20 protein-coding genes are annotated in these 26,111 nt (G+C 72.4%); 18 read left to right on the forward strand and 2 right to left on the reverse strand.

What is annotated here, in order from left to right; genetic code table 11:
* The first annotated feature begins 23 nt into the window (after positions 1–23).
* From QK442_RS12950 to QK442_RS12980, 7 genes are all read left to right on the forward strand, one after another.
* Positions 24–1,271 carry a spermidine/putrescine ABC transporter substrate-binding protein gene (locus tag QK442_RS12950; protein WP_282694048.1) on the forward strand — a complete coding sequence of 416 codons (1,248 nt, stop codon included), beginning with the start codon at positions 24–26 and terminating at the stop codon, positions 1,269–1,271.
* A gap of 39 nt (positions 1,272–1,310) precedes the next feature.
* Positions 1,311–2,477 carry an ABC transporter ATP-binding protein gene (locus QK442_RS12955; protein ID WP_282694049.1) on the forward strand — a complete coding sequence of 389 codons (1,167 nt, stop codon included), beginning with the start codon at positions 1,311–1,313 and terminating at the stop codon, positions 2,475–2,477.
* Positions 2,478–2,568: 91 nt separating this feature from the next.
* A complete protein-coding gene (locus QK442_RS12960) occupies positions 2,569–3,498 on the forward strand; it encodes an ABC transporter permease (protein ID WP_282694050.1) in 930 nt (309 codons plus the stop codon).
* Positions 3,498–4,292 (forward strand): ABC transporter permease, encoded by a 795-nt coding sequence (locus QK442_RS12965; protein WP_282694051.1) that lies wholly within the window; start codon positions 3,498–3,500, stop codon positions 4,290–4,292. The genes QK442_RS12960 and QK442_RS12965 overlap by 1 nt, the downstream gene beginning before the upstream one ends.
* A gap of 37 nt (positions 4,293–4,329) precedes the next feature.
* Positions 4,330–5,748, forward strand: coding sequence for an FAD-dependent oxidoreductase (locus QK442_RS12970; protein ID WP_282694052.1), 1,419 nt, complete (start codon positions 4,330–4,332; stop codon positions 5,746–5,748).
* 131 nt (positions 5,749–5,879) lie between these two features.
* A complete protein-coding gene (locus QK442_RS12975; RefSeq protein WP_282694053.1) occupies positions 5,880–6,362 on the forward strand; it encodes a hypothetical protein in 483 nt (160 codons plus the stop codon).
* A gap of 109 nt (positions 6,363–6,471) precedes the next feature.
* The gene (locus QK442_RS12980) at positions 6,472–8,274 is read left to right on the forward strand and encodes a glycoside hydrolase family 18 protein (RefSeq protein ID WP_282694054.1); all 1,803 of its coding nucleotides are present in this window, start codon (positions 6,472–6,474) and stop codon (positions 8,272–8,274) included.
* Here the strand turns inward: QK442_RS12980 and QK442_RS12985 are convergent.
* Entirely contained in the window at positions 8,240–8,974 is a 735-nt protein-coding gene (locus QK442_RS12985) for a phosphatase PAP2 family protein (protein ID WP_282694055.1), read from the reverse strand. The genes QK442_RS12980 and QK442_RS12985 overlap by 35 nt on opposite strands.
* Positions 8,975–9,110: 136 nt before the next feature.
* Positions 9,111–10,445: a 4-aminobutyrate--2-oxoglutarate transaminase gene (gene gabT, locus QK442_RS12990; protein ID WP_282694056.1), complete on the reverse strand. Its 1,335-nt coding sequence runs from the start codon at positions 10,443–10,445 to the stop codon at positions 9,111–9,113.
* Between the two features lie 254 nt (positions 10,446–10,699).
* Here gabT and QK442_RS12995 point away from each other — a divergent pair, with 254 nt between their 5' ends.
* The 11 genes from QK442_RS12995 (at position 10,700) to QK442_RS13045 (ending at position 26,097) form a co-directional block, all read left to right on the forward strand.
* Positions 10,700–13,069, forward strand: coding sequence for an ATP/GTP-binding protein (locus QK442_RS12995; protein WP_282694057.1), 2,370 nt, complete (start codon positions 10,700–10,702; stop codon positions 13,067–13,069).
* A gap of 113 nt (positions 13,070–13,182) precedes the next feature.
* Positions 13,183–14,742: a PucR family transcriptional regulator gene (locus QK442_RS13000; protein ID WP_282694058.1), complete on the forward strand. Its 1,560-nt coding sequence runs from the start codon at positions 13,183–13,185 to the stop codon at positions 14,740–14,742.
* A gap of 173 nt (positions 14,743–14,915) precedes the next feature.
* Complete coding sequence (locus tag QK442_RS13005) at positions 14,916–15,890, forward strand: EamA family transporter (protein WP_282694059.1); 975 nt, start codon at positions 14,916–14,918, stop codon at positions 15,888–15,890.
* A gap of 186 nt (positions 15,891–16,076) precedes the next feature.
* Entirely contained in the window at positions 16,077–17,522 is a 1,446-nt protein-coding gene (locus QK442_RS13010) for an aldehyde dehydrogenase family protein (RefSeq protein ID WP_282694060.1), read from the forward strand.
* 153 nt (positions 17,523–17,675) lie between these two features.
* Positions 17,676–18,911, forward strand: coding sequence for a 3-phosphoshikimate 1-carboxyvinyltransferase (gene aroA / locus QK442_RS13015; protein ID WP_282694061.1), 1,236 nt, complete (start codon positions 17,676–17,678; stop codon positions 18,909–18,911).
* A 34-nt stretch (positions 18,912–18,945) separates the two neighbouring features.
* A complete protein-coding gene (gene dxr / locus QK442_RS13020; RefSeq protein WP_282694062.1) occupies positions 18,946–20,196 on the forward strand; it encodes a 1-deoxy-D-xylulose-5-phosphate reductoisomerase in 1,251 nt (416 codons plus the stop codon).
* Complete coding sequence (locus QK442_RS13025) at positions 20,193–21,500, forward strand: site-2 protease family protein (RefSeq protein ID WP_282694063.1); 1,308 nt, start codon at positions 20,193–20,195, stop codon at positions 21,498–21,500. The genes dxr and QK442_RS13025 overlap by 4 nt, the downstream gene beginning before the upstream one ends.
* Before the next feature lie 104 nt (positions 21,501–21,604).
* Positions 21,605–22,762: a flavodoxin-dependent (E)-4-hydroxy-3-methylbut-2-enyl-diphosphate synthase gene (ispG, locus tag QK442_RS13030; RefSeq protein WP_282694064.1), complete on the forward strand. Its 1,158-nt coding sequence runs from the start codon at positions 21,605–21,607 to the stop codon at positions 22,760–22,762.
* A gap of 127 nt (positions 22,763–22,889) precedes the next feature.
* Positions 22,890–23,735 (forward strand): GNAT family N-acetyltransferase, encoded by an 846-nt coding sequence (locus tag QK442_RS13035; protein ID WP_282694065.1) that lies wholly within the window; start codon positions 22,890–22,892, stop codon positions 23,733–23,735.
* 41 nt (positions 23,736–23,776) lie between these two features.
* Positions 23,777–24,322 (forward strand): GNAT family N-acetyltransferase, encoded by a 546-nt coding sequence (locus QK442_RS13040; protein ID WP_282694066.1) that lies wholly within the window; start codon positions 23,777–23,779, stop codon positions 24,320–24,322.
* 71 nt (positions 24,323–24,393) lie between these two features.
* Complete coding sequence (locus tag QK442_RS13045; protein WP_282694067.1) at positions 24,394–26,097, forward strand: proline--tRNA ligase; 1,704 nt, start codon at positions 24,394–24,396, stop codon at positions 26,095–26,097.
* Positions 26,098–26,111 lie beyond the last annotated feature (14 nt).

Here is a 26,111-nt window from a genome sequence, read left to right on the forward strand (position 1 = left end):
ACCATCCCGAAAGGGCACAGCGCATGGAGCAGTACGAGCCCGACCGCCTGTCCGCCGCGCAGCTTGCGGCGATCCGGCGCAGCATGACGAGCGGCCGTGGTGCCCTCAGCCGCCGCTCGCTGTTGCGGGCCGGCGGCGTGGGCGCGCTCACGGTCGGCGGCCTGGCCGGCCTCACCGCCTGCGGCATCCCGCCGGCCAAACGGGAGGGCCAGGGACCGGCGTCCACCGACTTCTCGGAGAAGGAGAAGACCCTCAACTTCTCCAACTGGACCGAGTACATGGACGTCAGCGAGGACGAGAAGTCCCGCCCCACCCTGGAGGCGTTCTCCAAGCGCACCGGGATCAAGGTCAAGTACACCGAGGACATCAACGACAACGTCGAGTTCTTCGGCAAGATCAAGCCGCAGCTCGCGGCCGGCCAGGACACCGGCCGCGACCTGATCTGCGTCACCGACTGGCTCGCCGCCCGCATCATCCGGCTCGGCTGGGCGCAGAAGCTCGACCCGGCGAACCTCCCCCACGCCTACGCGAACCTCTCCCCCCAGTTCCGCCGCCCCGACTGGGACCCGGGCCGGTCCTACTCGTACCCCTGGACCGGCATCTCCACCGTCATCGCCTACAACAAGAAGGCGACCGGCGGGAAGAAGGTCGACTCGGTCTCCCAGCTCCTCGACGACCCCGCCCTCAAGGGCCGGGTCGGCTTCCTCACCGAGATGCGCGACACCGTCGGCATGACCCTGCTCGACATGGGCAAGGACCCGGGCACGTTCACCGACGCCGATTTCGACGCGGCGCTCGGCCGCCTCCAGAAGGCCGTCGACCGGAAGCAGATCCGCCGCTTCACCGGCAACGACTACACCTCCGACCTGGACAAGGGCGACATCGCCGCCTGTCTCGCCTGGGCCGGTGACATCATCCAGCTCCAGGCCGACAACCCGGACATCCAGTACACGATCCCGGCCGCCGGGTACATCACCTCCACGGACAACCTGCTGGTCCCGGCCAACGCCCGGCACAAGGCCAACGCCGAGAAGCTCATCGACTACTACTACGAGCTCCCGGTGGCCGCCCAGCTCGCCGCGTACATCAACTACGTGTGCCCCGTCGACGGGGTGAAGGACGAGCTCGCCGAGATCGACCCCGAGCTCGCGGACAACACCCTCATCCTCCCGGACAAGGCCATGGCCGCGAAGTCCCGCGCCTTCCGCTCGCTGACCAGCGAGGAAGAGACGGCGTACGAGGAGAAGTTCGCCAAGCTCATCGGCGCCTGAGCCGTCGTCCACCCACACGTAGATCCGGGACAGCGATCCATGACTGACAACACCACCGGCGGCGACGTCCGACTCACCGGCATCAGCAAGACCTACGGCTCCTTCACCGCCGTCCACCCGCTCGACCTCACCGTGCCGCAGGGCTCCTTCTTCGCCCTGCTCGGCGCCTCCGGCTGCGGCAAGACCACCACCCTGCGCATGATCGCCGGCCTGGAGGACCCCTCCACCGGCACCGTCTTCCTCGGCGACCAGGACGTCACCGCCCTGCCGCCCTACAAGCGGCCGGTCAACACCGTCTTCCAGTCCTACGCGCTCTTCCCGCACATGGACGTCTCCGAGAACATCGCCTTCGGCCTGCGCCGCCGCGGCATCAAGTCGGTGAAGGCGCAGGTCGACGAGATGCTGGAGCTCGTCCAGCTCGGCGACAAGGCCCGCCACAAGCCGCACCAGCTCTCCGGCGGCCAGCAGCAGCGCGTCGCCGTCGCCCGCGCCCTCATCAACCACCCGCAGGTGCTCCTCCTCGACGAGCCGCTCGGCGCCCTCGACCTCAAGCTGCGCCGCCAGATGCAGCTGGAGCTCAAGCGGATCCAGACCGAGGTCGGCATCACCTTCGTGCACGTCACCCACGACCAGGAGGAGGCCATGACCATGGCCGACCAGGTCGCGGTCATGAACGGCGGCCGGGTCGAGCAGCTCGGCGCCCCCGCCGACCTGTACGAGAACCCGAAGACCACCTTCGTCGCCAACTTCCTCGGCACCTCCAACCTCATCGAGGCCGAGGTCGTGGAGACCGGCACCGACGTGCTCGTCACGGCCGGCGGCGGCAAGCTGCGGGTGCCCGGCGACCGCTGCACCGACGCGGTCCGTAAGGGCGGCAAGCTCCTCGTCGGCGTCCGCCCGGAGAAGATCTCGCTCGCGCACGCCGACGACGCGGGCTCGATCGCCGACGGCCGCAACCGGGTCACCGGCCGGATCGTCGAATCCTCCTTCATCGGCGTCTCCACCCAGTACGTGGTGAACTCGCCGGCCGGGGCCGAACTCCAGGTCTACGAGCAGAACATCGAGCGCGACGCGCGACTCCGCCCCGGCGCCGAGGTCGTCCTGCACTGGAACCCCGCTCACACCTTCGGGCTCGACGCCGACCAGTCCATGCTTGCAGGGACGACGGGCGTCGCGGGCGTGGAGACGGTGGAGGACTCGCTGTGAGCGACGCACGTGAGGCCTCCGGCCCGCAGCCGACGACGATGCCCGCACCTCTGCGCCTCGCGGGCGGAGAAGCGAACGAAGGAGGCCGCGCATGACCGCCACCCTGACGAAGGAGACGCCGGGACCGGTCGAGGAACCGGTCCTGCGCAAGCCCTCCGCCCGCAAGCGGCTGGTGCCCTACTGGCTGCTGCTCCCCGGCATCCTCTGGCTGCTCGTCTTCTTCGCCCTGCCGCTCGTCTACCAGGCCTCCACCTCGGTCCAGACCGGCTCCCTCGAAGAGGGCTTCCAGGTCACCTGGCACTTCAGGACCTACCTCGACGCCTTCACCGAGTACTGGCCGCAGCTGCTGCGCTCCCTGCTGTACGCGGGCACCGCGACCCTGCTCTGCCTGCTGCTCGGCTACCCGCTCGCGTACCTCATCGCCTTCAAGGCGGGCCGCTGGCGCAACCTGCTGCTCGTCCTCGTGATCGCGCCCTTCTTCACCAGCTTCCTCATCAGGACCCTGGCGTGGAAGACGATCCTGGCCGACGACAGCCTCGTGGTGGACGTGCTCAACGCGCTGCACGTCCTCGACGTGACCAGCTGGCTCGGCTGGACCGAGGGGGAGCGGGTGCTCGCCACCCCGATGGCGGTCGTCTGCGGTCTCACGTACAACTTCCTGCCGTTCATGATCCTGCCCCTCTACACCTCCCTGGAGCGGATCGACGGCCGGCTGCACGAGGCCGCGCAGGACCTGTACGCCTCCCCGGCGACCACCTTCCGCAAGGTGACCTTCCCGCTGTCGATGCCCGGCGTCGTCTCCGGCACCCTGCTCACCTTCATCCCGGCGAGCGGCGACTACGTCAACGCGGAACTGCTCGGCTCGACCGACACCAAGATGATCGGCAACGTCATCCAGTCGCAGTTCCTCCGCGTCCTCGACTACCCGACGGCCGCCGCCCTGTCCTTCATCCTCATGGCGATCGTGCTGTTCATGGTCACCGTCTACATCCGCAAGGCGGGAACGGAGGACCTCGTCTGATGACCTGGCTGCGCAAGAACCTCGTCGTCATCGCGGGCGCGCTGACGCTCGCGTACATGATCCTGCCGAACCTCGTGGTCATGGCGTTCTCGTTCAACAAGCCGAACGGGCGCTTCAACTACTCCTGGCAGCGGTTCTCCCTGGACGCCTGGAAGGACCCCTGCGGCGTCGCCGACATGTGCGCGTCGCTGACGCTCTCGCTCCAGCTCGCCGCCTGGGCGACGCTCGGCGCGGTCGTCCTCGGCACGATGATCGCCTTCGCGCTCGTCCGCTACCGCTTCCGGGCGCGCGGCGCGATCAACTCGCTGATCTTCCTGCCGATGGCGATGCCCGAGGTCGTCATGGCCGCCTCGCTGCTCACCCTCTTCCTCAACATGGGGATCGAGCTGGGCTTCTGGACGGTCCTGATCGCCCACATCATGTTCTGTCTGTCGTTCGTCGTGACGGCGGTCAAGGCCCGGGTCATGTCCATGGACCCGCGTCTGGAGGAGGCCGCGCGCGACCTCTACGCCGGGCCCGCGCAGACCTTCCTGCGCGTCACCCTGCCGATCGCCGCGCCCGGCATCGCCGCCGGCGCCCTGCTCGCCTTCGCACTCTCGTTCGACGACTTCATCATCACCAACTTCAACGCGGGCTCCACCGTCACCTTCCCCATGTTCGTCTGGGGCTCGGCGCAGCGCGGAACCCCCGTTCAGATCAACGTGATCGGCACCGCCATGTTCATCCTCGCGGTACTGATCGTCGTGACCGGGCAGATCATCACGAACCGGCGCAAGAAAACAGCAACGGCCTGAGCCGCAGGAAGCCCAGGCACCGAAGGAGTTGGAAACCATGGCCCCAGTCGCCATGCGTCTCGCTGCACAATCTCTCTCCGACGCCCAGCCCGTCCCCTTCTGGCTGGAAGACCCCGGAAAGCCCGGCGCCCTGCCCGCCCTCACCGACACCGAGAAGTGCGACCTCCTCGTCGTCGGCGGCGGCTACAGCGGACTGTGGACCGCGCTCCTCGCCAAGGAGCGCGACCCCTCCCAGGACGTCGTGCTCATCGAAGGCCGCGAGGTGGGCTGGGCCGCCTCGGGCCGCAACGGCGGCTTCTGCGCCGCCTCCCTCACCCACGGCTTCGGCAACGGCCTCGCCCGCTGGCCGGGCGAGCTGCCGAAGCTGGAACGGCTCGGCGCGGCCAACCTCGACGCCATCGAGGAGGCCGTCGCCCGCTACTCCCTGGACTGCGAGTTCGAGCGCACCGGCGAGATCGACGTCGCCACCGAGCCGTACCAGCTGGAGGAGCTCCACGACTGGTACGAGGAGGCCGAGCGGCTCGGCCTCGCCGGGGGCCTGACCCTCCTCGACGGGGACGCCGTCCGCGCCGAGGTGAACTCGCCGACCTTCCTCGGCGGCCTGTGGGACCGGGACGGCGTCGCCATGCTCCACCCGGCGAAGCTCGCCTGGGGCCTCAAGCGCGCCTGCCAGGACCTGGGCGTCCGGATCTACGAGAACACCCCCGGCCTCGACCTGGTCCCGGCCGGCTCCGGCATGGCCGTCCGCACCCCCTACGGCCGGGTCGCCGCCCGCCGCGTCGCCCTCGGCACCAACGTCTTCCCTTCGCTGGTGAAGCGGCTGCGCCACTACACCGTCCCGGTGTACGACTACGCGCTGGTCACCGAGCCGCTGAGCGAGGAGCAGCTCGCCTCCGTCGGCTGGAGGAACCGGCAGGGCCTCGGCGACTCCGCCAACCAGTTCCACTACTTCCGCATCACTGCCGACCACCGCATCCTGTGGGGCGGCTACGACGCCGTCTACCGCTTCGGCGGCAAGGTGCAGGCGGAGATGGACCACCGCCCGGAGACCTACCTCAAGCTGGCCGAGCACTTCTTCACCTGCTTCCCGCAGCTGGAGGGGGTCCGCTTCAGCCACGCCTGGGGCGGCGCGATCGACACCTGCTCGCGCTTCTCCGCCTTCTTCGGCACCGCCCACCACGGCAGGGTGGCGTACGCGGCGGGCTACACCGGCCTCGGCGTCGGCGCCACCCGCTTCGGCGCCGACGTGATGCTCGACCTCCTCTCCGGAGAGCGCACCGAGCGCACCGAGCTGGCCATGGTCCGCTCCAAGCCGCTGCCGTTCCCGCCGGAGCCGATCGCCTGGGCCGGCATCGGGATCACCAAGTGGTCGCTGGCCCGCGCCGACGCCAACGGCGGGCGGCGGAACCTCTGGCTGAAGACGATGGACAAGCTGGGCCTCGGCTTCGACAGCTGACCCCCTTCCCGTCGAATGTGACCCAGGTCACACATTGCGAAGGAGGGAACCCGCGTAAGAGCGGGGAACCCCCGCGCTCTCTCCGTGTGGACGCGCACCTCCGCGCGCCCTCACGGAGAGGAGTTCGCACGATGACATCTACGGGGGCCTCCGGCGTCAAGGCCGCGGTGGAGTGGCTGGCCGCGGCCGCACCGGATCCCGACGCCTGCCGTTGGGAGTGGGAGCGCAACCCGCACGGGGTCGCCCTGCTGCCCGCGGGCCGGCACTGGGACGTACTGGTCCTGCCGGGCGGGCTCGGCCACGCCGCCCTCGACGTCCTCGCCCGCCTGGTCGACCGGCCGGGCCCCGTCCTCGCCGACCTCGGCGACGCCCGCGTCGGCTTCTTCGTCCCGCCCGGCACCGCCGCCCGCTGGCTCGGTACCGGAGTGCGCGGCGCCGGCCCCGGCAGCTGGGTCGCCGTCCCGCACCCGGGCCGGGCGACCGGGGGAGTGCGCTGGCTGGTGGTGCCGGACGGCTCGGGCACCCTCACCGACCCCTCGCTGCTCGAACGGGCCATGCACGAGGCCGCGGGCGGACCACCCCGCGAGGGGCGGAGAGGGGGAACCGCCTCCTGAGCCCCTCTCGGTGCCCAAGTCCCTTCCCGTGCAGAGGTCTTGACCACCCGATTGGTCTGGACCATGCTGTGGTGCGCTCCACTCCGACCCCCCACCCCCGGAGGCAGCCGTGGACCGCACCAGACCTCTCACCCTGCTCCTGTCGGGCGCGCTCGCCGTCGGCGGGCTCGCCGCCCTCACCCCGGCCGCCCAGGCCGCCGACTCCGAACTCGCGCGCAACGGCGGCTTCGAGGCCGGCCTGGACGGCTGGAGCTGCACGGCGGGCAGCGGCGCCGTCGTCACCTCCCCCGTCCGCAGCGGGACGAAGGCGCTCCAGGCGACCCCGGCCGGCAGTGACAACGCCAGGTGCTCCCAGACCATCACGGTGAAACCCGGCTCGACGTACACGCTCAGCGGCTGGGTCCGCGGCAGCTACGTCTACCTGGGCGCGACCGGCACCGGCACCACCGACGTCTCCACCTGGACCCAGTCGGCCCCGGACTGGCAGAAGCTGAGCACCAGCTTCACCACCGGCGCCTCGACCACCTCGGTCACGGTCTACACCCACGGCTGGTACGGCACGCCCGCCTACCAGGCCGACGACCTCTCGCTGTACGGCCCCGGCGGCGACCCCGTGCAGGCACCCGCCGCCCCGACGGGCCTCACCGCGGGCACCCCGACCTCCACCTCGGTGCCGCTCAGCTGGCCCGCGGTCGCGGGAGCCACCTCGTACAAGGTCTACAAGGCGGGCGCTCTGCTCGGCACCACGACCGGCACCTCGTACACCGCGACCGGCCTGACCCCGAGCACCGCCTACAGTTTCCAGGTCTCGGCGGCCAACAGCGCGGGCGAGTCCGCGAAGTCCGCGGCCGTCACCGCCACCACGACCTCCGGAGGCGGCGGGGGAGGCGGCGGACTGCCCGCCCGCGCCCTCGTCGGCTACCTCCACGCGAGCTTCGCCAACGGCTCCGGCTACACCCGCATGGCCGACGTGCCGGACTCCTGGGACGTCATCAACCTCGCCTTCGGCGAACCCACTTCGGTGACCTCGGGCGACATCCGCTTCCGGCTCTGCCCGGTCGCCGAGTGCCCGAACGTCGAGTCCGAGGCCGACTTCAAGGCCGCGATCAAGGCCAAGCAGGCCGCGGGCAAGAAGGTCCTCATCTCCATCGGCGGCCAGAACGGGCAGGTCCAGCTCGCCACCACCGCCGCCCGCGACGCCTTCGTCTCCTCCGTCTCGAAGATCATCGACACCTACGGACTCGACGGCCTCGACATCGACTTCGAGGGCCACTCGCTCTCGCTCCAGACCGGCGACACCGACTTCCGCAACCCGACGTCACCGGTGATCGTCCACCTCGTCCAGGCGGTCAGGACCCTCAAGGCCAGGTACGGCCCGGAGTTCGTCCTGACGATGGCCCCGGAGACCTTCTTCGTCCAGCTCGGCTACCAGTTCTACGGCTCCGGCCCCTGGGGCGGCCAGGACCCGCGCGCCGGCGCGTACCTCCCGGTCATCCACGCCCTGCGCGACGACCTCACCCTGCTCCACGTCCAGGACTACAACTCCGGCCCCGTCATGGGCCTGGACAACCAGTACCACTCCATGGGCGGCGCCGACTTCCACATCGCCATGACCGACATGCTGCTCACCGGCTTCCCGGTCGCCGGCGACACGGACCGCTTCTTCCCGGGCCTCCGCCCCGACCAGGTCGCCATCGGCCTCCCCGCCTCCACCCAGGCGGGCAACGGCCACACCGCCCCCGCCGAGGTGAACAAGGCCCTGGACTGCCTCACGAAGAAGCAGAACTGCGGCACCTACCAGACCCACGGCACCTGGTCCTCCCTGCGCGGCCTGATGACATGGTCGATCAACTGGGACCGCTTCAACCACTGGGAGTTCAGCCGGAACTTCGACGCGTACCCCTGGAACTGACGCCCAGGACCAGGAAGCCGAGGCAGAGACTGGCCAGCACGTCCAGCGGCCAGTGGAAGCCCCGCAGGACGAGCCCCGTCCCCGTCACCGCCGTCAGCACGGCGGCGACGGGGACGAGGCGTCTCGACACCAGGTAGGCAGCACCGAAGTAGGCCACAAGGGCGGTGGCCGTGTGGCCGGACGGGTAGTAGCCGTGGGCCCAGGGTTCGAGGGGGCCGGGGCGGGCCGTCCACTCCTTCAGGGGGATGACGAGAAGGGGTACGGAGGCCATCGCGAGGCCTGCGAAGAGGGCGTCGGCGCGGCGGCCGCGCCACACCGCGTACGCCATGGCGGCGGCGAGCACGGGCAGGGCGACGCCCAGATCGCCGAGGTCGGAGGCGAGTTCGCTCAGCCGCCGGGGGACGGTGTCCACCAGGGAGCGGGACACCCGCTCGTCGAGCCTGGCCAGAGGGCCGTGGACGAGCACCTGCCAGGTCACGACGGCGAGGGCGACGAGCGCCGAGAAGAGAGCCGGCCGCCCTGGAACAGGGGGGGTGGTTCCAGGGCGGCCGAGGGGATCGGGCTGCCGCGCGCCCCGGGGGGTGTGGGGCGGGCGGCCATCCGATCGGTGAGGAGTCCCGGAGCACGAGGCCCCGGCGGTGTGCGCGTCGGCACGGTGCGGGCGGGGCTGGGGAGGCTCCGCCCTGGGTGTTTCTCTCATCTGGGGAAGACCGTACGGCACGGAACGGGGGACCGACAGCAGGACACGCATCCCGCCATCGGCCCCCCACAGAGTCTTCACACCGCGTACGTCCGGGCCAGAGGCCCCACTCAGAGGCCCGGCTCGGAAGCCCGGCTCAGAGGGCGGCGAGGGCGCTCTCGATGACGTCCAGACCCTCGTTCAGCAGGTCCTCGCCGATGACCAGCGGCGGCAGGAAGCGCAGCACGTTGCCGTAGGTGCCGCAGGTGAGGACGAGAACGCCCTCGTTGTGGCAGTACTTGGCGAGCGCGGCGGCGGCCTCCGGGGCCGGCTCCTTCGTCTCCGGGTCCTTCACCAGCTCGATGGCGATCATGGCGCCGCGGCCGCGGATGTCGCCGATGACCGGGAACTTCTCCTGCATCCCGGTGAGGCGGCCCTTCATGACCTCCTCGATGCGCTTGGCCTTCCCGTTGAGGTCCAGCTCCTTCATCGTCTCGATGGCGCCGAGCGCACCGGCGCAGGCCACCGGGTTGCCGCCGTAGGTGCCGCCCAGGCCGCCGCCGTGGACGGAGTCCATGATCTCGGCGCGGCCGGTGACGGCGGCGAGCGGCAGACCGCCCGCGATGCCCTTGGCGGTGGTGATGAGGTCCGGGACGATGCCCTCGTCCTCGCAGGCGAACCACTGGCCGGTGCGGCAGAAGCCGGCCTGGATCTCGTCGGCGACGAAGACGATGCCGTTGTCGTTGGCGAACTTCACGATCGCCGGCAGGAAGCCCTTGGCCGGCTCGATGAAGCCGCCCTCGCCGAGCACCGGCTCGATGACGATCGCGGCGACGTTCTCGGCGCCGATCTGCTTGGTGATGTTGTCGATCGCCTGGGCGGCGGCCTCGGGGCCGCAGTTCTCGGCGCCGGTGGGCCAGCGGTAGCCGTAGGCGACCGGCACGCGGTAGACCTCGGGCGCGAACGGGCCGAAGCCCTGCTTGTACGGCATGTTCTTCGCCGTCATGCCCATGGTGAGGTTGGTACGGCCGTGGTAGCCGTGGTCGAAGACGACGACGGCCTGGCGCTTGGTGTACGAACGGGCGATCTTCACCGCGTTCTCGACGGCCTCGGCGCCCGAGTTGAACAGCGCCGACTTCTTGGCGTGGTCGCCCGGGGTCAGCTCGGCCAGCGCCTCGCAGACCTCCACGTAGCCCTCGTACGGCGTCACCATGAAGCAGGTGTGGGTGAAGTCCTGCAGCTGCGCGGAGGCACGGCGCACGACGGCCTCGGCGGAGGCGCCCACGGAGGTCACGGCGATGCCGGAACCGAAGTCGATCAGCAGGTTCCCGTCGACGTCCTCGATGATGCCGCCGCCCGCACGCCTGGTGAAGACGGGCAGCACGGAGCCCACACCGCCGGCGACCGTGTCGAGACGGCGGGCCTGAAGCTCCTGCGACTTCGGGCCGGGGATGGCGGTGACGACGCGCCGCTCCTGCGGGACAGCGTTCATGCGGGGCTCCTGGGGTGTTCTGGACGCTCTTGCGGGTTTCCTCCGCAGGCTAGGCGGGGGAAAGGGCTCCGGGCATGCGCCGATCGGGAGTGTTGGCGGCGTGTCATTGGACGCCGTGGACAGACCACCCCGATGGCCGACTTTCCCCGCCGCACCCCCGGACCCGTCTCCGAAACCCTCCCGTGAAGCCCTGCGCCCACTAGATTGACGCTGGCACAGACGCGGCGACCTGGCTGGTCAGGGGGCAGGGGTTCATGGAGACCGACGGCACGTACGAGTCACGCGACACGAGGGGGGCGGCGGTCCCGCACCCGGCGGGTCCGCCCGTACCGCCCGTACCGCCTTCCGCGCCGGCGGCCGTCCCCCCGCGGCCCGCCGGTGCCCCCGGGACGCGGAACGCCGTCGCCGACTGGCTGGACGCCCCCCGGCCCGAGACCGCCCCCGGCATCTGGCGCCTCCGGCACGTCCCGCCGGCCCCGCCCCGGGAGACGAACCGGCTCGCCCCTGTCACCGTGGCCGGGCTCGTCATCCCCGTCGTCATCGGCCTGATCCTGTGGTCCGTCTGGCGCCGCGGAGGGGTCCCCTACCTGTGGGTCCCGCTGAAGGTGCTCACCCCCGAGGAGTGGTGGTACGCCGGGACCACCACAGCCCGCGACTGGCACGGCACCGAGGCGCACATCGTCTACAGCGGGGTCGTCTTCGGGGCGATCGTCTTCGCGGTCGCCCGGCTCGGGGCCTGGGGCACCGTCGTACGCCACCTCCTGGCGCCCTACGGGCCGCCCGCCCGGGCGGCGCTCACCGCCGGCGCCGGGCTCGTCACCCTCACCTTCGTCTGGCCCGAGTGGTTCCCCTTCGTCGACTGGGACCCGCTGCCCGTCGCCTCCCCCTTCTTCTCCCTCCTCGTCCTCCTCGGCGGCGGCTACGGCATCGTCACGCCCGTCCCCCTCTACCTCCTCACCCTCCTCATCACCGCCGGAGTGCTGTGGCCCTTCGCCCGCCTCGGCGACTGGCGCGGCTTCCTCCGCGGCCTGCTGCGCTCCCGGCGCCCCGCCCCGGCCCCCGACGCCCCCGCCCCCCGGTCCACCTGGCCCGGGCCGCGCGCCCTGGGGCAGACCCAGGTCGCCGACCTGCTCTCCGCCGAACTGTCGGCCGGGCGGATGAACGAGGTCGACTGCGCCCGGATCCACGGGCACTGGGAGCGGAGCCGGGACGACGCGGGACGCCTCGCCGGGTTCGTCGACACGGTCCTGCGGCACGGCGCCGCCGCCTGGGCGCACCCTTCCGGAGACCGCGACCTCCCGCGCCGGCTCGCCACCCACGACCTGCTCCTCGGCCAGGTCCGGATCGGACGGGCCGTGGCCGCCGAACGCAACCCGGCCGCCTACCGCGGCGCCGGCGTCGCGCTCGACCCCGCCGCGCTCGGCACCTCGCTGCTCGTCGTCGGCCCGGCCGGGACGGGGCTCACCGCGGCGGCCGCCGAGGCCCTCACCCTCCAGGCCCTCACCGGCACCTGCGCGGTCGTCGCCGTGGGCGGCCCCACCGCCCCGTACGGCCCCGACACCGCGTACGACGTGGTGGTCCGGCTCGGCGACCCCACCTCCCCCTACGACCTCGACCTCTACGGCGGTCTCACCGGCCCGGACGAGGCCGCCGCCCTCCTCGCCGAGGGCCTCGCCGGGGACGCCGAGTCGCTCGACCCGCGCCGCGCCGCCACCGTCCTCGCCCAGCTCCTCGGCCCCTACCGGGCCGTCCACGGCACCTTCCCGCCGGTCCCGGTGCTCCGCGAGCTCCTGGAGGCGGACGCCGGACCGCTGACCGCCCTGCTCGACCGGCTGCCCGCCGCCGCCGCCATGCGGCGCGAACTGGAGGGCCGGATCCGCCAGGCGGGAGGACCCGCCGACCCCGGGCCGCTCCTCGCCGACCGGCTCGCCCTCCTCGACCGCCCCGCCTTCGCGGACTTCTTCGGCGCCGGCACGGGCGGAGCCCAGCCCTTCTCCCTGAACACCGTCGTCCACCACCCGCTCCGCGTCCGCGTCCAGCTCCCCGACCACGGACACGAGGAGGCGGCCCAGCTCCTCGCCCGGCTCGTCCTCGCCCAGTTCCTGGCCGCCGCCCGGGCCGGCGGACGCCGGAGCCACTTCGTCGGCCTCGTCCTCGACGACGCCACCGGCGCGCTCACCAGTGGCACCGTCCGCGCCCTCCAGCGGCTCCGCACCCGTGAGGCCGGCGTCGTCCTCGGCCTGCGGACCCTCGGCGACGTGCCCGAACCGCTGCACGGCCCGCTGCTCGCGGCCGTCGGCTGCCGCGCCGCCCTCTCCGGCATCACCACCTGGGACGGCCGCGGCTTCGCGGAGGCGTGGGGCACCGAATGGGTGGAGACCGAGGAGGTCGCCCACCACACGGTCTTCGCCAACCAGCCGATGACCCGGGCCATCCACGCCCTGCGCAAGAGGATCACCGGCAAGGCGGTCACCACCGACGCCGTCACCCTGCGGAAGGTCGAGCGCGAGCGCTGGTCCGCCTCCGAACTCGCGCACTCCGTCCCGCCCGGACACGCCGTCGTCTCCCTGACGACCGTCCACGGGGAGAACATGCCCCCGGTCCTGGTCGACCTGCGCGGCTGAAGCGCCCCACCCCCGGCCCTGGCACAATCGGGTGCGCCGCCCTCCCCAGCGGCGTTCCGCCGCCGGGCCCGGCTTCCGGTGCTCGGCCCCGCCCAAAGGTCCGCCGGTTCCCGATGCCGCCCACCCTCGCCTCGCTCGTCCAGCACTCCTCGCTCCGGCTCGTCGTCCGGGCCGGCGAGGACCGTCTCGACACGCCCGTCCGCTGGGCGCACGTCAGCGAGCTGGCCGATCCCGTGCCGTACATGGAGGGCGGGGAGCTGCTGCTCACCACCGGCCTCACGCTCGACGCCGAGGACGGCGAGGCGATGCGGCGGTACGTGCGGCGGCTGCTCGGCGCCGGGGTGGTGGGGCTCGGGTTCGCCGTCGGGGTGAACTACGACGACATCCCGGACGCCCTCCTCGACGCCGCCCGCGCCGAGCACCTGCCGCTGCTCGAAGTGCCGCGCCGCACGCCGTTCCTCGCCATCAGCAAGGCCGTGTCGGCGGCGATCGCGGCCGACCAGTACCGGGCCGTGACCGCGGGCTTCGAGGCGCAGCGCGAGCTCACCAGGGCCGCGCTCGCCGAGGGACCGGACGCCGTCGTCGCCCGGCTCGCCGCGCACGTCGACGGCTGGGCCGCCCTCTACGACGCCTCCGGGGCCGTCGTCACCGTCTCGCCCGACTGGGCGGCCCGCCGCGCCGCCCGCCTCACCCCGGACGTGGAGCGGCTGCGCGAGCGGCCCGCCCCCGCCAGCGCCGTGGTCGGCGGCACCGACGACCGGGTCGAGCTCCAGTCCCTCGGGACCGGCCGCCGGGTCCGCGGCGCCCTCGCCGTCGGCACCGGCGCGCCCCTCGGCACCGCCGAGCGGTACGCCGTCCACTCCGCGATCGCCCTGCTCACCCTCACCACCGAACGCTCCCGCTCCCTCCAGGCCGCCGAACACCGGCTCGGCGCCGCCGTGGTGCGCATGATGCTCGCCGGACAGTCCGAGCACGCCCGTACCGTCGCCGGCGACGTCTACGGCGGCCTCCTCGACGCCCCCTTCCGGCTCCTCGTCGCCGAGCCCGCCGCCGGCGGCGAGAAGAGCCCCGGCGAACCTCCGCTGCCCGTGCTCGCCGAGGCCCTGGAGGCCGCCGCCGCCCGCGCCGGCGAGGCCGTGCTCACCGTCCCCGAGGGCGACCGCCGGCTCGTCGTCCTCGCCGGCGACGGCGGCGCGGTCGTCGCCGCCTGCGCCGGGTACGCCGAGCGCGAGGCCGACGACGCCGGTGTCGTCGTCGGGCTCTCCGCCTCCGCGGGACCCGCCACCGCGGCAGCCGCGTACAAGCAGGCCGAGCAGGCCCTCTCGGTGGCCCGCCGGCGGGGCCGCGCCCTCGTCGAGCACGAGGACCTGGCGGCCGGTTCCGTCCTGCCGCTGCTCGCCGACGACGCCGTCCGCGCCTTCGCCGACGGCCTCCTGAGGGCGCTGCGCGAACACGACGCCACCGGCCGCGGCGACCTGGTCGCCTCCCTGCGGGCCTGGCTCTCCCGGCACGGCCAGTGGGACGCCGCCGCGGCCGACCTCGGCGTCCACCGGCACACCCTGCGCTACCGGATGCGGCGCGTCGAGGAGATCCTCGGCCGCTCGCTGGACGACCCCGATGTGCGGATGGAGCTGTGGCTGGCCCTCAAGGCGACGGGGGAGGGGGAGGGGTAGCCCTCCGCCGGGAGCCCCGCCGGGAGCCCCGCCGGGAGCCCCGCCGGGAGCCCCGCCGGGAGCCCCGCCGGGATCCCTTGGGAGCTCGCCGGACGTCTTGCCGAGAGCCGATCCTGCCCGAAATCGGGCATAATCGCTGGTCAGGGGTGCGTCCAGTCAATATTCTCCTGATCATGACAAGCCCTGCCGCCGATCCCCTCCCCGCCGATCCCCTTCCCCCGGGCCCGCCCGCGAGCGCGGCTCCCGCCCCCGCCCCGGCCCGCCGTCTCACCGGCGCCGTCTGGGCCGCCCTCGGCATCGTCTACGTCGTCTGGGGCTCCACCTACCTCGGCATCCGGATCGTCGTCGAGACCGTCCCGCCCTTCCTGGCCTCCGGCTCCCGCTTCATCGTCGCCGGACTGCTCCTCGCCGCGATCGTCGCCTGGCGGTACGGGCCCGCGGCCCTCAAGGCGGACCGGCGGCAGCTCGGGTCCGCCGCGCTCGTCGGCCTCCTCCTCATCCTCGGCGGCAACGGCCTCGTCAACCTCGCCGAGACCACCGTCCCCTCCGGCCTCGCCGCCCTCCTCATCGCCGTCGTCCCCGTCTGGGTCGTCCTGCTGCGCACCGCCGCAGGCGAGCGCCCCGGCCTCGGCGCGTACGGCGGCGTCCTCCTCGGTCTCGCCGGGCTCGCCGTCCTCATCCTGCCGGGCCTCAGCGGCGAGATCGGCATCGGCGGCGTCCTCCTCGTCGTCCTCGCCGCCCTGCTCTGGTCGGTCGGCACGGTCTCCTCCGCCCGCCTCCCCCTGCCCGCCAACCCCTTCACCGCGAGCGTGTACGAGATGCTGGCCGGCGGTCTCGGCGGGATCGTCGTCGGCCTCCTCCGCGGCGAGCGGCGCGGCTTCGACCCGGCCGCCGTCTCCGGCGGCTCCTGGCTGGCCCTCGGCTACCTGGTCGTCTTCGGTTCGCTGGTCGCCTTCACCGCGTACGCCTGGCTCCTCCAGTCCGCCCCGGTCTCGCTCGTCGCCACCTACGCCTACGTCAACCCGGTCGTCGCCGTCCTCCTCGGCACCCTGATCCTCGGCGAGGCCCTGACCTGGCCGATCCTCCTCGGCGGCGCGGTCGTCGTGGCGGCCGTCTGCCTCATCGTCTCCACCGAACGCAGGGGGTGACGGGCGCCTCCCGCCCCTCGGAAGCACCGGCGGTACGCCCTCCCGGCCGCCTCCGGCAGGCCAAAGCGGACAGACCCGCCGCCCCACCACTCCAACACGGACAAACGCCAGCCCGTGTCCCCGGCCCTAACGTGTCAGGAGAGCAACCGCTCGCCAACCCCGAAACGGAAAGGGCCGGGACACGCAATGACGACCACCCACGCCTTCTGGGTCGCCGGCCGCGAGGCCACCGGCGACACCACCTTCGACGTCACGAACTCGTACGACGGACGTCTGGTCGGCAAGGTCGCCGTGCCCACCGAGGCCCAGGTCGAGGAGGCCGTCGCCGCCGCCCACGCGGTCGTCGACGAGTTCGCCGCCACCCCGGCGCACGTCCGCGCCGCCGCCCTCGACCACGTGTCGAAGCGGCTCGCCGAGCGCACCGAGGAGATCGCCCAGGTCATCTCCGCCGAGAACGGCAAGCCCGTCAAGTGGGCCCGCGGCGAGGTCGGCCGCGCCGTCTCCGTCTTCCGTTTCGCCGCCGAGGAGGCCCGCCGCTGGAACGCCGGCGAGGCCCAGCGCCTGGACACCGAGGCCGGCGGCGTGGGCCGCCTCGCGCTCGTCCGCCGCATCCCCAAGGGCGTCGTCCTCGGCATCGCGCCGTTCAACTTCCCGCTGAACCTCAGCGCCCACAAGGTCGCCCCGGCCATCGCCGTCGGCGCCCCGATCATCCTCAAGCCGGCCCCGGCCACCCCGATCTCCTCCCTCATCCTGGGCGAGATCCTGGCCGAGACCGACCTGCCGGCCGGCTCCTGGTCGGTCCTGCCCGTGCCGAACGACCGGATGCCCGCCCTCGTCCAGGACGAGCGCCTCCCCGTCATCTCCTTCACCGGCTCCGACAAGGTCGGCTACGCCATCAAGGAGTCCGTGCCGCACAAGCACGTCACCCTGGAGCTCGGCGGCAACGCCGCCGCCGTCGTCCTCGCCGACTGGTCCTCCGAGGCCGACCTGGACTGGGCCGCGACCCGCATCGCGACCTTCTCCAACTACCAGGGCGGCCAGTCCTGCATCTCCGTGCAGCGCGTGATCGCCGACGCCTCCGTCTACGACCGCCTGCTCCCGAAGATCGTCGCGGCCGTCGAGGCCCAGGTCACCGGCGACCCGGCGGACGACGCCACCGACGTCGGCCCGCTCGTCGACGAGAACGCCGCCAAGCGCGTCGAGTCCTGGGTGGACGAGGCCGTCGCCGCCGGCGCCAAGCTCCTCGCGGGCGGCAAGCGCGAGGGCGCCACCTACGCCCCGACCGTCCTCACCGACCTCCCGGCCGACGTCACCCTGGCCCGCGCCGAGGTCTTCGGCCCGGTCCTGACCGTCGCCAAGGCCGACGGCGAGGCCGCCGCCTTCGCCGCCGTCAACGACTCCGACTTCGGCCTCCAGACCGGCGTCTTCACCCACGACCTGCAGACCGCCTTCCGCGCCCACCGCGCCCTGGAGGTCGGCGGCGTGATCGTCGGCGACGTCCCCTCGTACCGCGCCGACCAGATGCCGTACGGCGGTGCCAAGCGCTCCGGCGTCGGCCGCGAGGGCGTCGCGTACGCCATGGACGACTACACCTACGAGCGCGTCATGGTCCTCACCGGCCTCGCCCTCTGAGGGATCCGTCTCCCAAGGATCCGTCCACGAGACCAGGCGGTCCGAGCCCACTGTGCGGGGGCTCGGGCCGCCTCTCGTGCGTCCGCTTCCCCACCCGTCCACGGACCGGAACGCGCCGACGGCCTCCCCGCCCCGTGGGGCAGGATGACCGGCGTGACCGTCATCGACATCCCCGGCTCCAAGTCCGTGACCGCCCGCGCGCTCTTCCTCGCCGCCGCCGCGGAGGGCACCACCACCCTGCTGCGCCCGCTCGTCTCCGACGACACCGAGGGCTTCGCCGAGGGGCTCGGGGCCCTCGGGTACGCCGTACGGCAGGAGCCCGGCGCCTGGCACATCGAGGGCCGCCCCGCCGGGCCGGGGACCGACGGGGCAGAGGTGTACTGCCGCGACGGCGCCACCACCGCCCGCTTCCTGCCCGCCCTCGCCGCCGCCGGGCACGGCACCTTCCGCTTCGACGCCTCCGCGCAGATGCGCCGCCGCCCGCTCGGCCCGCTCACCACCGCCCTGCGCGAGCTCGGCGTGGACCTGCGGCACGGGGAGAAGGAGGGCCACCACCCGCTCGCCGTGCACGCGGCGGGCGTCAAGGGCGGCGCGCTCACCCTGGACGCCGGGCAGTCCTCCCAGTACCTGACGGCCCTGCTCATGCTGGGGCCGCTCACCGCCGAGGGTCTCGACATCACGGTGACGGACCTGGTCTCGGAGCCGTACGTGGAGATCACCCTCGCGATGATGCGGGCCTTCGGCGCCGACGTACGCCGGGAGGGGCGTACGTACAAGGTCGCCCCCACCGGCTACAAGGCGGGGCTCTACCGGATCGAGCCCGACGCCTCCACGGCGAGCTACTTCTTCGCCGCGGCCGCCCTCCAGCCCGGCCGCGAGGTCACCGTCCCCGGCCTCGGCACCGGCGCCCTCCAGGGCGACCTCGCCTTCGTCGACGTGCTGCGCCGCATGGGCGCCGACGTCGAGGTCACCGCGGACGCGACCACCGTCCGCTCCACCGGCGCCCTGCGCGGACTCACCGTCAACATGCGGGACATCTCCGACACCATGCCGACCCTCGCCGCGATCGCGCCCTTCGCCGACGGGCCGGTCCGCATCGAGGACGTCGCCAACACCCGGGTCAAGGAGTGCGACCGGCTCGACGCCTGCGCCGAGAACCTGCGCCGCCTCGGCGTCACCGTCACCACGGGACCCGACTGGATCGAGATCCACCCCGGCACCCCCGCGGGGCCCGTGGAGATCGCCACCCACGGCGACCACCGGATCGTCATGTCCTTCGCCGTCACCGCCCTGCGCACCCCCGGCATCACCTTCGACGACCCCGGCTGCGTGAAGAAGACCTTCCCGGACTTCCACCGGGTGTTCGGCGCGTTCGCCCGGACCCCGTGAAGAGCGCTCGGTGTTTGCGGCAAGAATGGGGGGCATGAGCGACCGCCCCTCTCCTCTCGCCGACCCGCACATCGCCTTCGACACCAGCGAAGGACGCCGGGACGTCGTCGTCCTCGGTTCGACGGGATCCATCGGCACCCAGGCCATCGACCTGGTGCTGCGCAACCCCGACCGCTTCCGGGTCACCGCCCTGGCCGCCTCCGGCGGCCGGGTGGGCCTCCTCGCCGAGCAGGCCCACCGGCTCCGGGTCGCCCGGGTCGCCGTCGCGCGCGAGGAGACGGTGGAGGAGCTGCGTACGGCCCTGAAGGCGCTGTACGGTTCCGAGCCGCTGCCGGAGATCCTGGCCGGCCCCGACGCGGCCACCGAGCTCGCCGCCTCCCCGTGCCACACCGTCCTCAACGGCATCACCGGCTCCATCGGCCTCGCGCCGACCCTCGCCGCCCTGGAGGCCGGCCGCACCCTCGCCCTCGCCAACAAGGAGTCGCTGATCGTCGGCGGCCCGCTGGTCAAGGCGCTCGCGAAGCCCGGCCAGATCATCCCGGTCGACTCCGAACACGCCGCCCTCTTCCAGGCGCTCGCCGCCGGCACCCGCGCCGACGTCCGCAAACTGGTCGTCACCGCCTCCGGCGGCCCCTTCCGCGGCCGTACCCGGGCGGAGCTCGAAGACGTGACCCGAGAGGACGCGCTGGCCCACCCGACCTGGGCGATGGGGCCGGTCATCACGGTCAACAGCGCCACCCTCGTGAACAAGGGCCTGGAGGTCATCGAGGCGCACCTTCTCTACGACATCCCCTTCGACCGCATCGAGGTCGTCGTCCACCCCCAGTCCTACGTCCACTCGATGGTCGAGTTCACCGACGGCTCCACCCTCGCCCAGGCCACCCCGCCGGACATGCGCGGCCCCATCGCCATCGGCATCGGCTGGCCCGAGCGGGTCCCCGACGCGGCCCCCGCCTTCGACTGGTCCACCGCCTCCACCTGGGAGTTCTTCCCACTCGACGACGAGGCCTTCCCGTCGGTGAACCTGGCCCGGCACGTCGGCGAGCTCGGCGGCACCGCCCCCGCCGTCTTCAACGCCGCCAACGAGGAGTGCGTGGCCGCGTTCCTCGACGGGCGGCTCCCCTTCAACGGCATCATGGACACCGTCACGGCGGTCGTCACCGAACACGGACGGCCCACCGGGGGAACCTCCCTGACGGTGCCGGACGTCCTGGAAGCGGAGACCTGGGCCCGGGCCCGGGCCCGAGAGCTCGCAGCGAAGGCAACCGCGGAGGCGCGCGCATGACGGAAGTGCTCCTGACGATCCTGGGGATCGTCCTGTTCGCGCTGGGGCTGCTCGTCTCCATCGCCTGGCACGAACTGGGCCACCTCTCCACGGCCAAGCTCTTCGGCATCCGCGTGCCGCAGTACATGGTCGGCTTCGGCCCCACCCTGTGGTCGAAGAAGCGCGGCGAGACCGAGTACGGCATCAAGGCCATCCCGGCCGGCGGCTACATCCGCATGATCGGCATGTTCCCGCCCGGCCAGGACGGCCGGATCGAGGCCCGCTCCACCTCGCCCTGGCGCTCCATGATCGAGGACGCCCGCGAGGCCTCGTACGAGGAGCTCAAGCCCGGCGACGAGACCCGGCTCTTCTACACGCGCAAGCCGTGGAAGCGCGTCATCGTCATGTTCGCCGGACCCTTCATGAACCTGGTCCTCGCCCTCGGCCTGTTCTACGGCTCGCTGATGACCCTCGGCATGGAGGGCCAGACGACGAAGGTCGCGGGCGTCCAGAAGTGCGTCATCAAGCAGAGCGAGAAGCGGGATGCCTGCGCCCCGGGCGACCCGGTCTCCCCGGCGTACGAGGCGGGGCTGCGCGAGGGCGACAGGATCGTCGCCTTCAACGGCGCCCCCGTCTCCGACTGGGACACCCTGTCGAACCACATCAGGGACACCATCGGCCCCGCCACGGTCACCGTCGAGCGGGACGGGCAGCGCCTCGACCTGCACCCGACGCTGGTCGCCAACAAGGTCGCGAAGAAGGACGCGGACGGCCAGATCGCCCGCCCGCTCGCCTACGTCGACGCCGGCTACCTCGGCTTCGCCTCCAAGACGGAGGTCGCGCCCCTCACCTTCGGCGAGACCACCGAGCGCATGGGCGACCTCCTGGAGAACGGCCTCCACTCGGTGATCGCCCTCCCCGGGAAGATCCCCGGCCTGTGGGACGCCACCTTCGGCGACGGCGAGCGCGCCGAGGACTCGCCCGTCGGCGTCGTCGGCGCCGCCCGCATCACCGGCGAGCTCATGAACCTGGACCTCCCGCCGGAGCGCATCCTGGTCATGTTCATGAACCTGCTGGTGTACTTCAACGTCTCGCTGTTCCTCTTCAACATGCTCCCGCTGCTGCCGCTCGACGGCGGCCACATCGCGGGCGCCCTGTGGGAGTCCGTCCGCCGCCACACGGCCCGGATCTTCAAGCGCCCCGACCCCGGCCCCTTCGACGTGGCCCGGCTGATGCCCGCCGCCTACGTGGTCGCCGGCGTCTTCGTCTGTTTCACGCTGCTCGTCCTCGCCGCCGACATCGTCAACCCGGTGAAGCTGACGTAGCTCCCAGGGGGGTCGGACGCCGCCGTGTCCGGCCCCCCGCCCCCGGGGCGGTAACCTCGGAAGCCTGAGCCCGCCGACGCACGACCTTTGAGGTTGCACTACAGATGACCGCGATTTCTCTCGGTATCCCCACCGTCCCGACCCGGCTCGCCGAGCGCCGCAGGAGCCGGCAGATCCAGGTCGGCAGCGTGGCCGTCGGCGGTGACGCACCCGTCTCGGTGCAGTCGATGACGACGACCCGTACGTCCGACATCGGCGCCACGCTCCAGCAGATCGCCGAGCTGACCGCCTCCGGCTGCCAGATCGTCCGCGTGGCCTGCCCCACCCAGGACGACGCCGACGCGCTCGCCACCATCGCCCGGAAGTCCTCGATCCCGGTGATCGCCGACATCCACTTCCAGCCGAAGTACGTCTTCGCCGCGATCGACGCCGGCTGCGCCGCGGTCCGCGTCAACCCGGGCAACATCAAGAAGTTCGACGACCAGGTCAAGGAGATCGCCAAGGCCGCGAAGGACGCGGGCACCCCGATCCGCATCGGCGTCAACGCCGGCTCGCTCGACGCCCGCCTCCTGAAGAAGTACGGCAAGGCCACCCCCGAGGCGCTCGTCGAGTCCGCCCTCTGGGAGGCGTCCCTCTTCGAGGAGCACGACTTCCGCGACATCAAGATCTCGGTCAAGCACAACGACCCGGTCGTCATGGTCGAGGCCTACCGCCAGCTCGCCGCCCAGTGCGACTACCCGCTGCACCTCGGCGTCACCGAGGCCGGCCCCGCCTTCCAGGGCACCATCAAGTCGGCCGTCGCCTTCGGCGCCCTCCTCTCCCAGGGCATCGGCGACACCATCCGCGTCTCCCTCTCCGCCCCGCCGGCCGAGGAGATCAAGGTCGGCATCCAGATCCTGGAGTCGCTCAACCTCCGCCAGCGCCGCCTGGAGATCGTCTCCTGCCCGTCCTGCGGCCGGGCCCAGGTCGACGTCTACAAGCTCGCCGAGGAGGTCACCGCCGGCCTCGACGGCATGACCGTCCCGCTCCGCGTCGCCGTCATGGGCTGCGTCGTCAACGGCCCCGGCGAGGCCCGCGAGGCCGACCTCGGCGTCGCCTCCGGCAACGGCAAGGGCCAGATCTTCGTCAAGGGCGAGGTCATCAAGACCGTCCCCGAGTCGAAGATCGTCGAGACCCTCATCGAGGAGGCGCTGAAGATCGCCGAGCAGATGGAGAAGGACGGCGTCACCAGCGGCGAACCGACCGTCGCCGTCGCCGGCTGACCCGGACCCGCACCCCCGGAACCCCTCCGTCCCCCGGGACGGAGGGGTTCCGCGTACACGGGACGCTTCGCGCAGACGGGAGGGGTACAGTGCCAGGACCAGCAGAACCCGCACGGTGAGGCCCCTCGTGTTGACACAGACCACCACCCGGGTGCTCGAACCCGCCGACCTCGGCGCCGCTCTCGCCGTCCTGGAGAGCGCCCCCGTCGAGAACGCCTTCGTGACCGCCCGCGTCCGGATCGCCGGACTCGACCCCTGGCGTCTGGGCGGCGAGATGTGGGGCTGGTACACCGAGGGCCGGCTCACCTCGCTCTGCTACTCCGGCGCCAACCTCGTGCCCATCTGCGCCACCCCCGAGGCCGTCCGCGCCTTCGCCGACCGGGCCCGCCGGATCGGCCGCCGCTGCTCCTCGATCGTCGGCCCCGCAGAGCCCACCGCCGAGCTCTGGAACCTCCTCGAACCCTCCTGGGGCCCCGCCCGCGACGTCCGCGCCCACCAGCCCCTCATGGTCACAGAGGAGCCCTCCGCCACCGTCGCCCCCGACCCCCTCGTCCGCCGGGTCCGCAAGGACGAGATGGACGTGATCATGCCCGCCTGCGTCGCCATGTTCACCGAGGAGGTCGGCGTCTCCCCGCTGGCCGGCGACGGGGGCCTCCTCTACCAGGCGCGCGTCGCCGAACTCGTCGCCGCCGGACGCTCCTTCGCCCGCATCGAGGACGGCAGGGTCGTCTTCAAGGCCGAGATCGGCGCCGCCACCCGCCAGGCCTGCCAGATCCAGGGCGTCTGGGTCGCCCCCGAGCACCGGGGGAAGGGCCTCTCCGAGACCGGCATGGCCGCCGTCGTCCAGTACGCCCTCGCCGACGTCGCCCCCGTGGTCAGCCTGTACGTCAACGACTACAACACCCCCGCCCGCGCCGCGTACCGCCGCGTCGGCTTCCGCGAGACCGGCGCCTTCATGAGCGTGCTGTTCTGACGCGCTGTTCTGAACCGGGAGCCGCTTGTAGGGTGCGCCGCATGGACGACGCACACACCGTGATCGGACCGGTCGACCTCGCCGCCCGGGTCGACGAGGCGCTCGCCGTGCAGGCGGTCGCCTTCGGCCTCGACGCCGAGGAGGTCGCCGTACGCCGCCACATCGTGCTGCGACACCTGATGTGCCCCGGCGCCCGCGCCTACGGGGCCCTCACCCCCGACGGGCGGCTCGCCGGCTTCGTGTACGGGATGCCCAACGACCGCACCCACTGGTGGTCCACCGTGGTGGAGCCGTACCTGCGCGCCACCGGCACCGCCGACTGGCTCGACGACTCCTTCGTCATCACCGAACTCCACGTCCACCCCGCCTTCCAGGGCCGGGGCCTCGGCCGCGGCCTCATCACCACCATCACCGACACCGCCGACGAGAAGCGCTCCATCCTCTCCGCGATCGACACCGAGTCCCCGGCCCGCGGCCTCTACCGCTCCCTCGGGTACACCGACCTCGCCCGCCAGGTCCACTTCCCGAGCGCGGCCCGCCCGTACGCCGTCATGGGCGCCCCGCTGCCGCTCCCGCGCCGGAACTGATTTCTCGCGGGCGGGGAGGCCCGGATAACCTCGGGGCCATCAACGTCAGTCCCGGCAGGAGTACGAGAACCATGGCCAACGCACCGGTCCAGCGCATGTCCCAGTTGATGGCGAAGACGCTGCGCGACGACCCGGCCGACGCCGAGGTCCTCAGCCACAAGCTCCTCGTCCGCGCCGGCTACGTCCGCCGCACCGCCGCCGGCATCTGGAGCTGGCTGCCGCTGGGCAAGAAGGTCCTCTCCAACGTCGAGCGGATCGTCCGCGAGGAGATGGACGCCGTCGGCGCCCAGGAGGTCTCCCTCCCCGCCCTGCTGCCCCGCGAGCCCTACGAGGCCACCGGCCGCTGGGACGAGTACGGCGCCGAGCTCTTCCGCCTCCAGGACCGCAAGGGCGGCGACTACCTCCTCGGCCCCACCCACGAGGAGATCTTCACCCTCCTGGTGAAGGACCAGTGCTCGTCCTACAAGGACCTGCCGGTCATCCTCTACCAGATCCAGACCAAGTTCCGGGACGAGGCCCGCCCCCGCGCCGGCATCCTGCGCGGCCGCGAGTTCCTCATGAAGGACTCGTACTCCTTCGACACCGAGGACGAGGGCCTCGCCCACTCCTACGCCCTGCACCGCCAGGCCTACCAGCGGATCTTCGAGCGCCTCGGCCTCGACTACCGCATCTGCGCCGCCACCGCCGGCGCCATGGGCGGCTCCAAGTCCGAGGAGTTCCTCGCCCCGGCCGAGGCCGGCGAGGACACCTTCGCCGACTGCCCGAACTGCGACTTCGCGGCGAACACCGAAGCGGTGTACCAGACGGTGAAGCCGGTCGACGGCTCGGCCGTCCCGGCCGCCGAGGAGATCCCCACCCCCGACACCCCGACGATCGAGACCCTCGCCGCCTCCCTCGGCGTGCCGGCCTCCGCCACCCTGAAGAACCTCCTCGTGAAGGTCGACGGCGAGATCGTCGCCATCGGCGTCCCCGGCGACCGCGAGGTCGACATGGACAAGGTCGAGGCGCACTTCGGCCCGACGGCCACGGTCGAGCTGGTGACGGAGGAGGACTTCGCGCAGCGTCCCGACCTCGTCCGCGGCTACGTCGGCCCGCAGGGCCTGGAGAAGGTCACCTACCTCGCCGACCCGCGCGTGGCCCCCGGCACCGCCTGGATCACCGGCGCCAACAAGGAGGGCATGCACGCGAAGAACGTCGTCGCGGGCCGCGACTTCGAGGTGAGCGAGTACGTCGACGTGGTCGTCGTCCAGGACGGCGACCCCTGCCCCGCCTGCGGCACCGGCCTCAAGCTGGACCGCGCGATCGAGATCGGCCACATCTTCCAGCTCGGCCGCAAGTACGCGGACGCCCTGAAGCTCGACGTCCTCGGCCAGAACGGCAAGCCGGTCCGCGTGACCATGGGCTCGTACGGCATCGGCGTCTCCCGCGCCGTCGCCGCCCTCGCCGAGCAGACCGCCGACGACAAGGGCCTGTGCTGGCCGGCCGAGGTCGCCCCCGCCGACGTCCACGTCGTCGCCGCCGGCAAGGCCCTCCAGACCGAGCTGGCCCTGGAGGTCTCCGACAAGCTCGCCGCCGCGGGCCTCCGCGTCCTCGTCGACGACCGCGCCGGCGTCTCCCCCGGCGTCAAGTTCACCGACGCGGAGCTCATCGGCGTCCCGAAGATCCTCGTCGCCGGCCGCCGAGCCGCCGAAGGCGTCGTCGAACTGAAGGACCGCCGCACGGGCGAGCGCGAGGAGATGACGGTCGAGGAAGCCCTGGCGGCCCTCACCGCCTGATACCCGGCCTCTCC

Source organism: Streptomyces sp. CC208A, assembly GCF_030010625.1.
Lineage (GTDB): Bacteria > Actinomycetota > Actinomycetes > Streptomycetales > Streptomycetaceae > Streptomyces.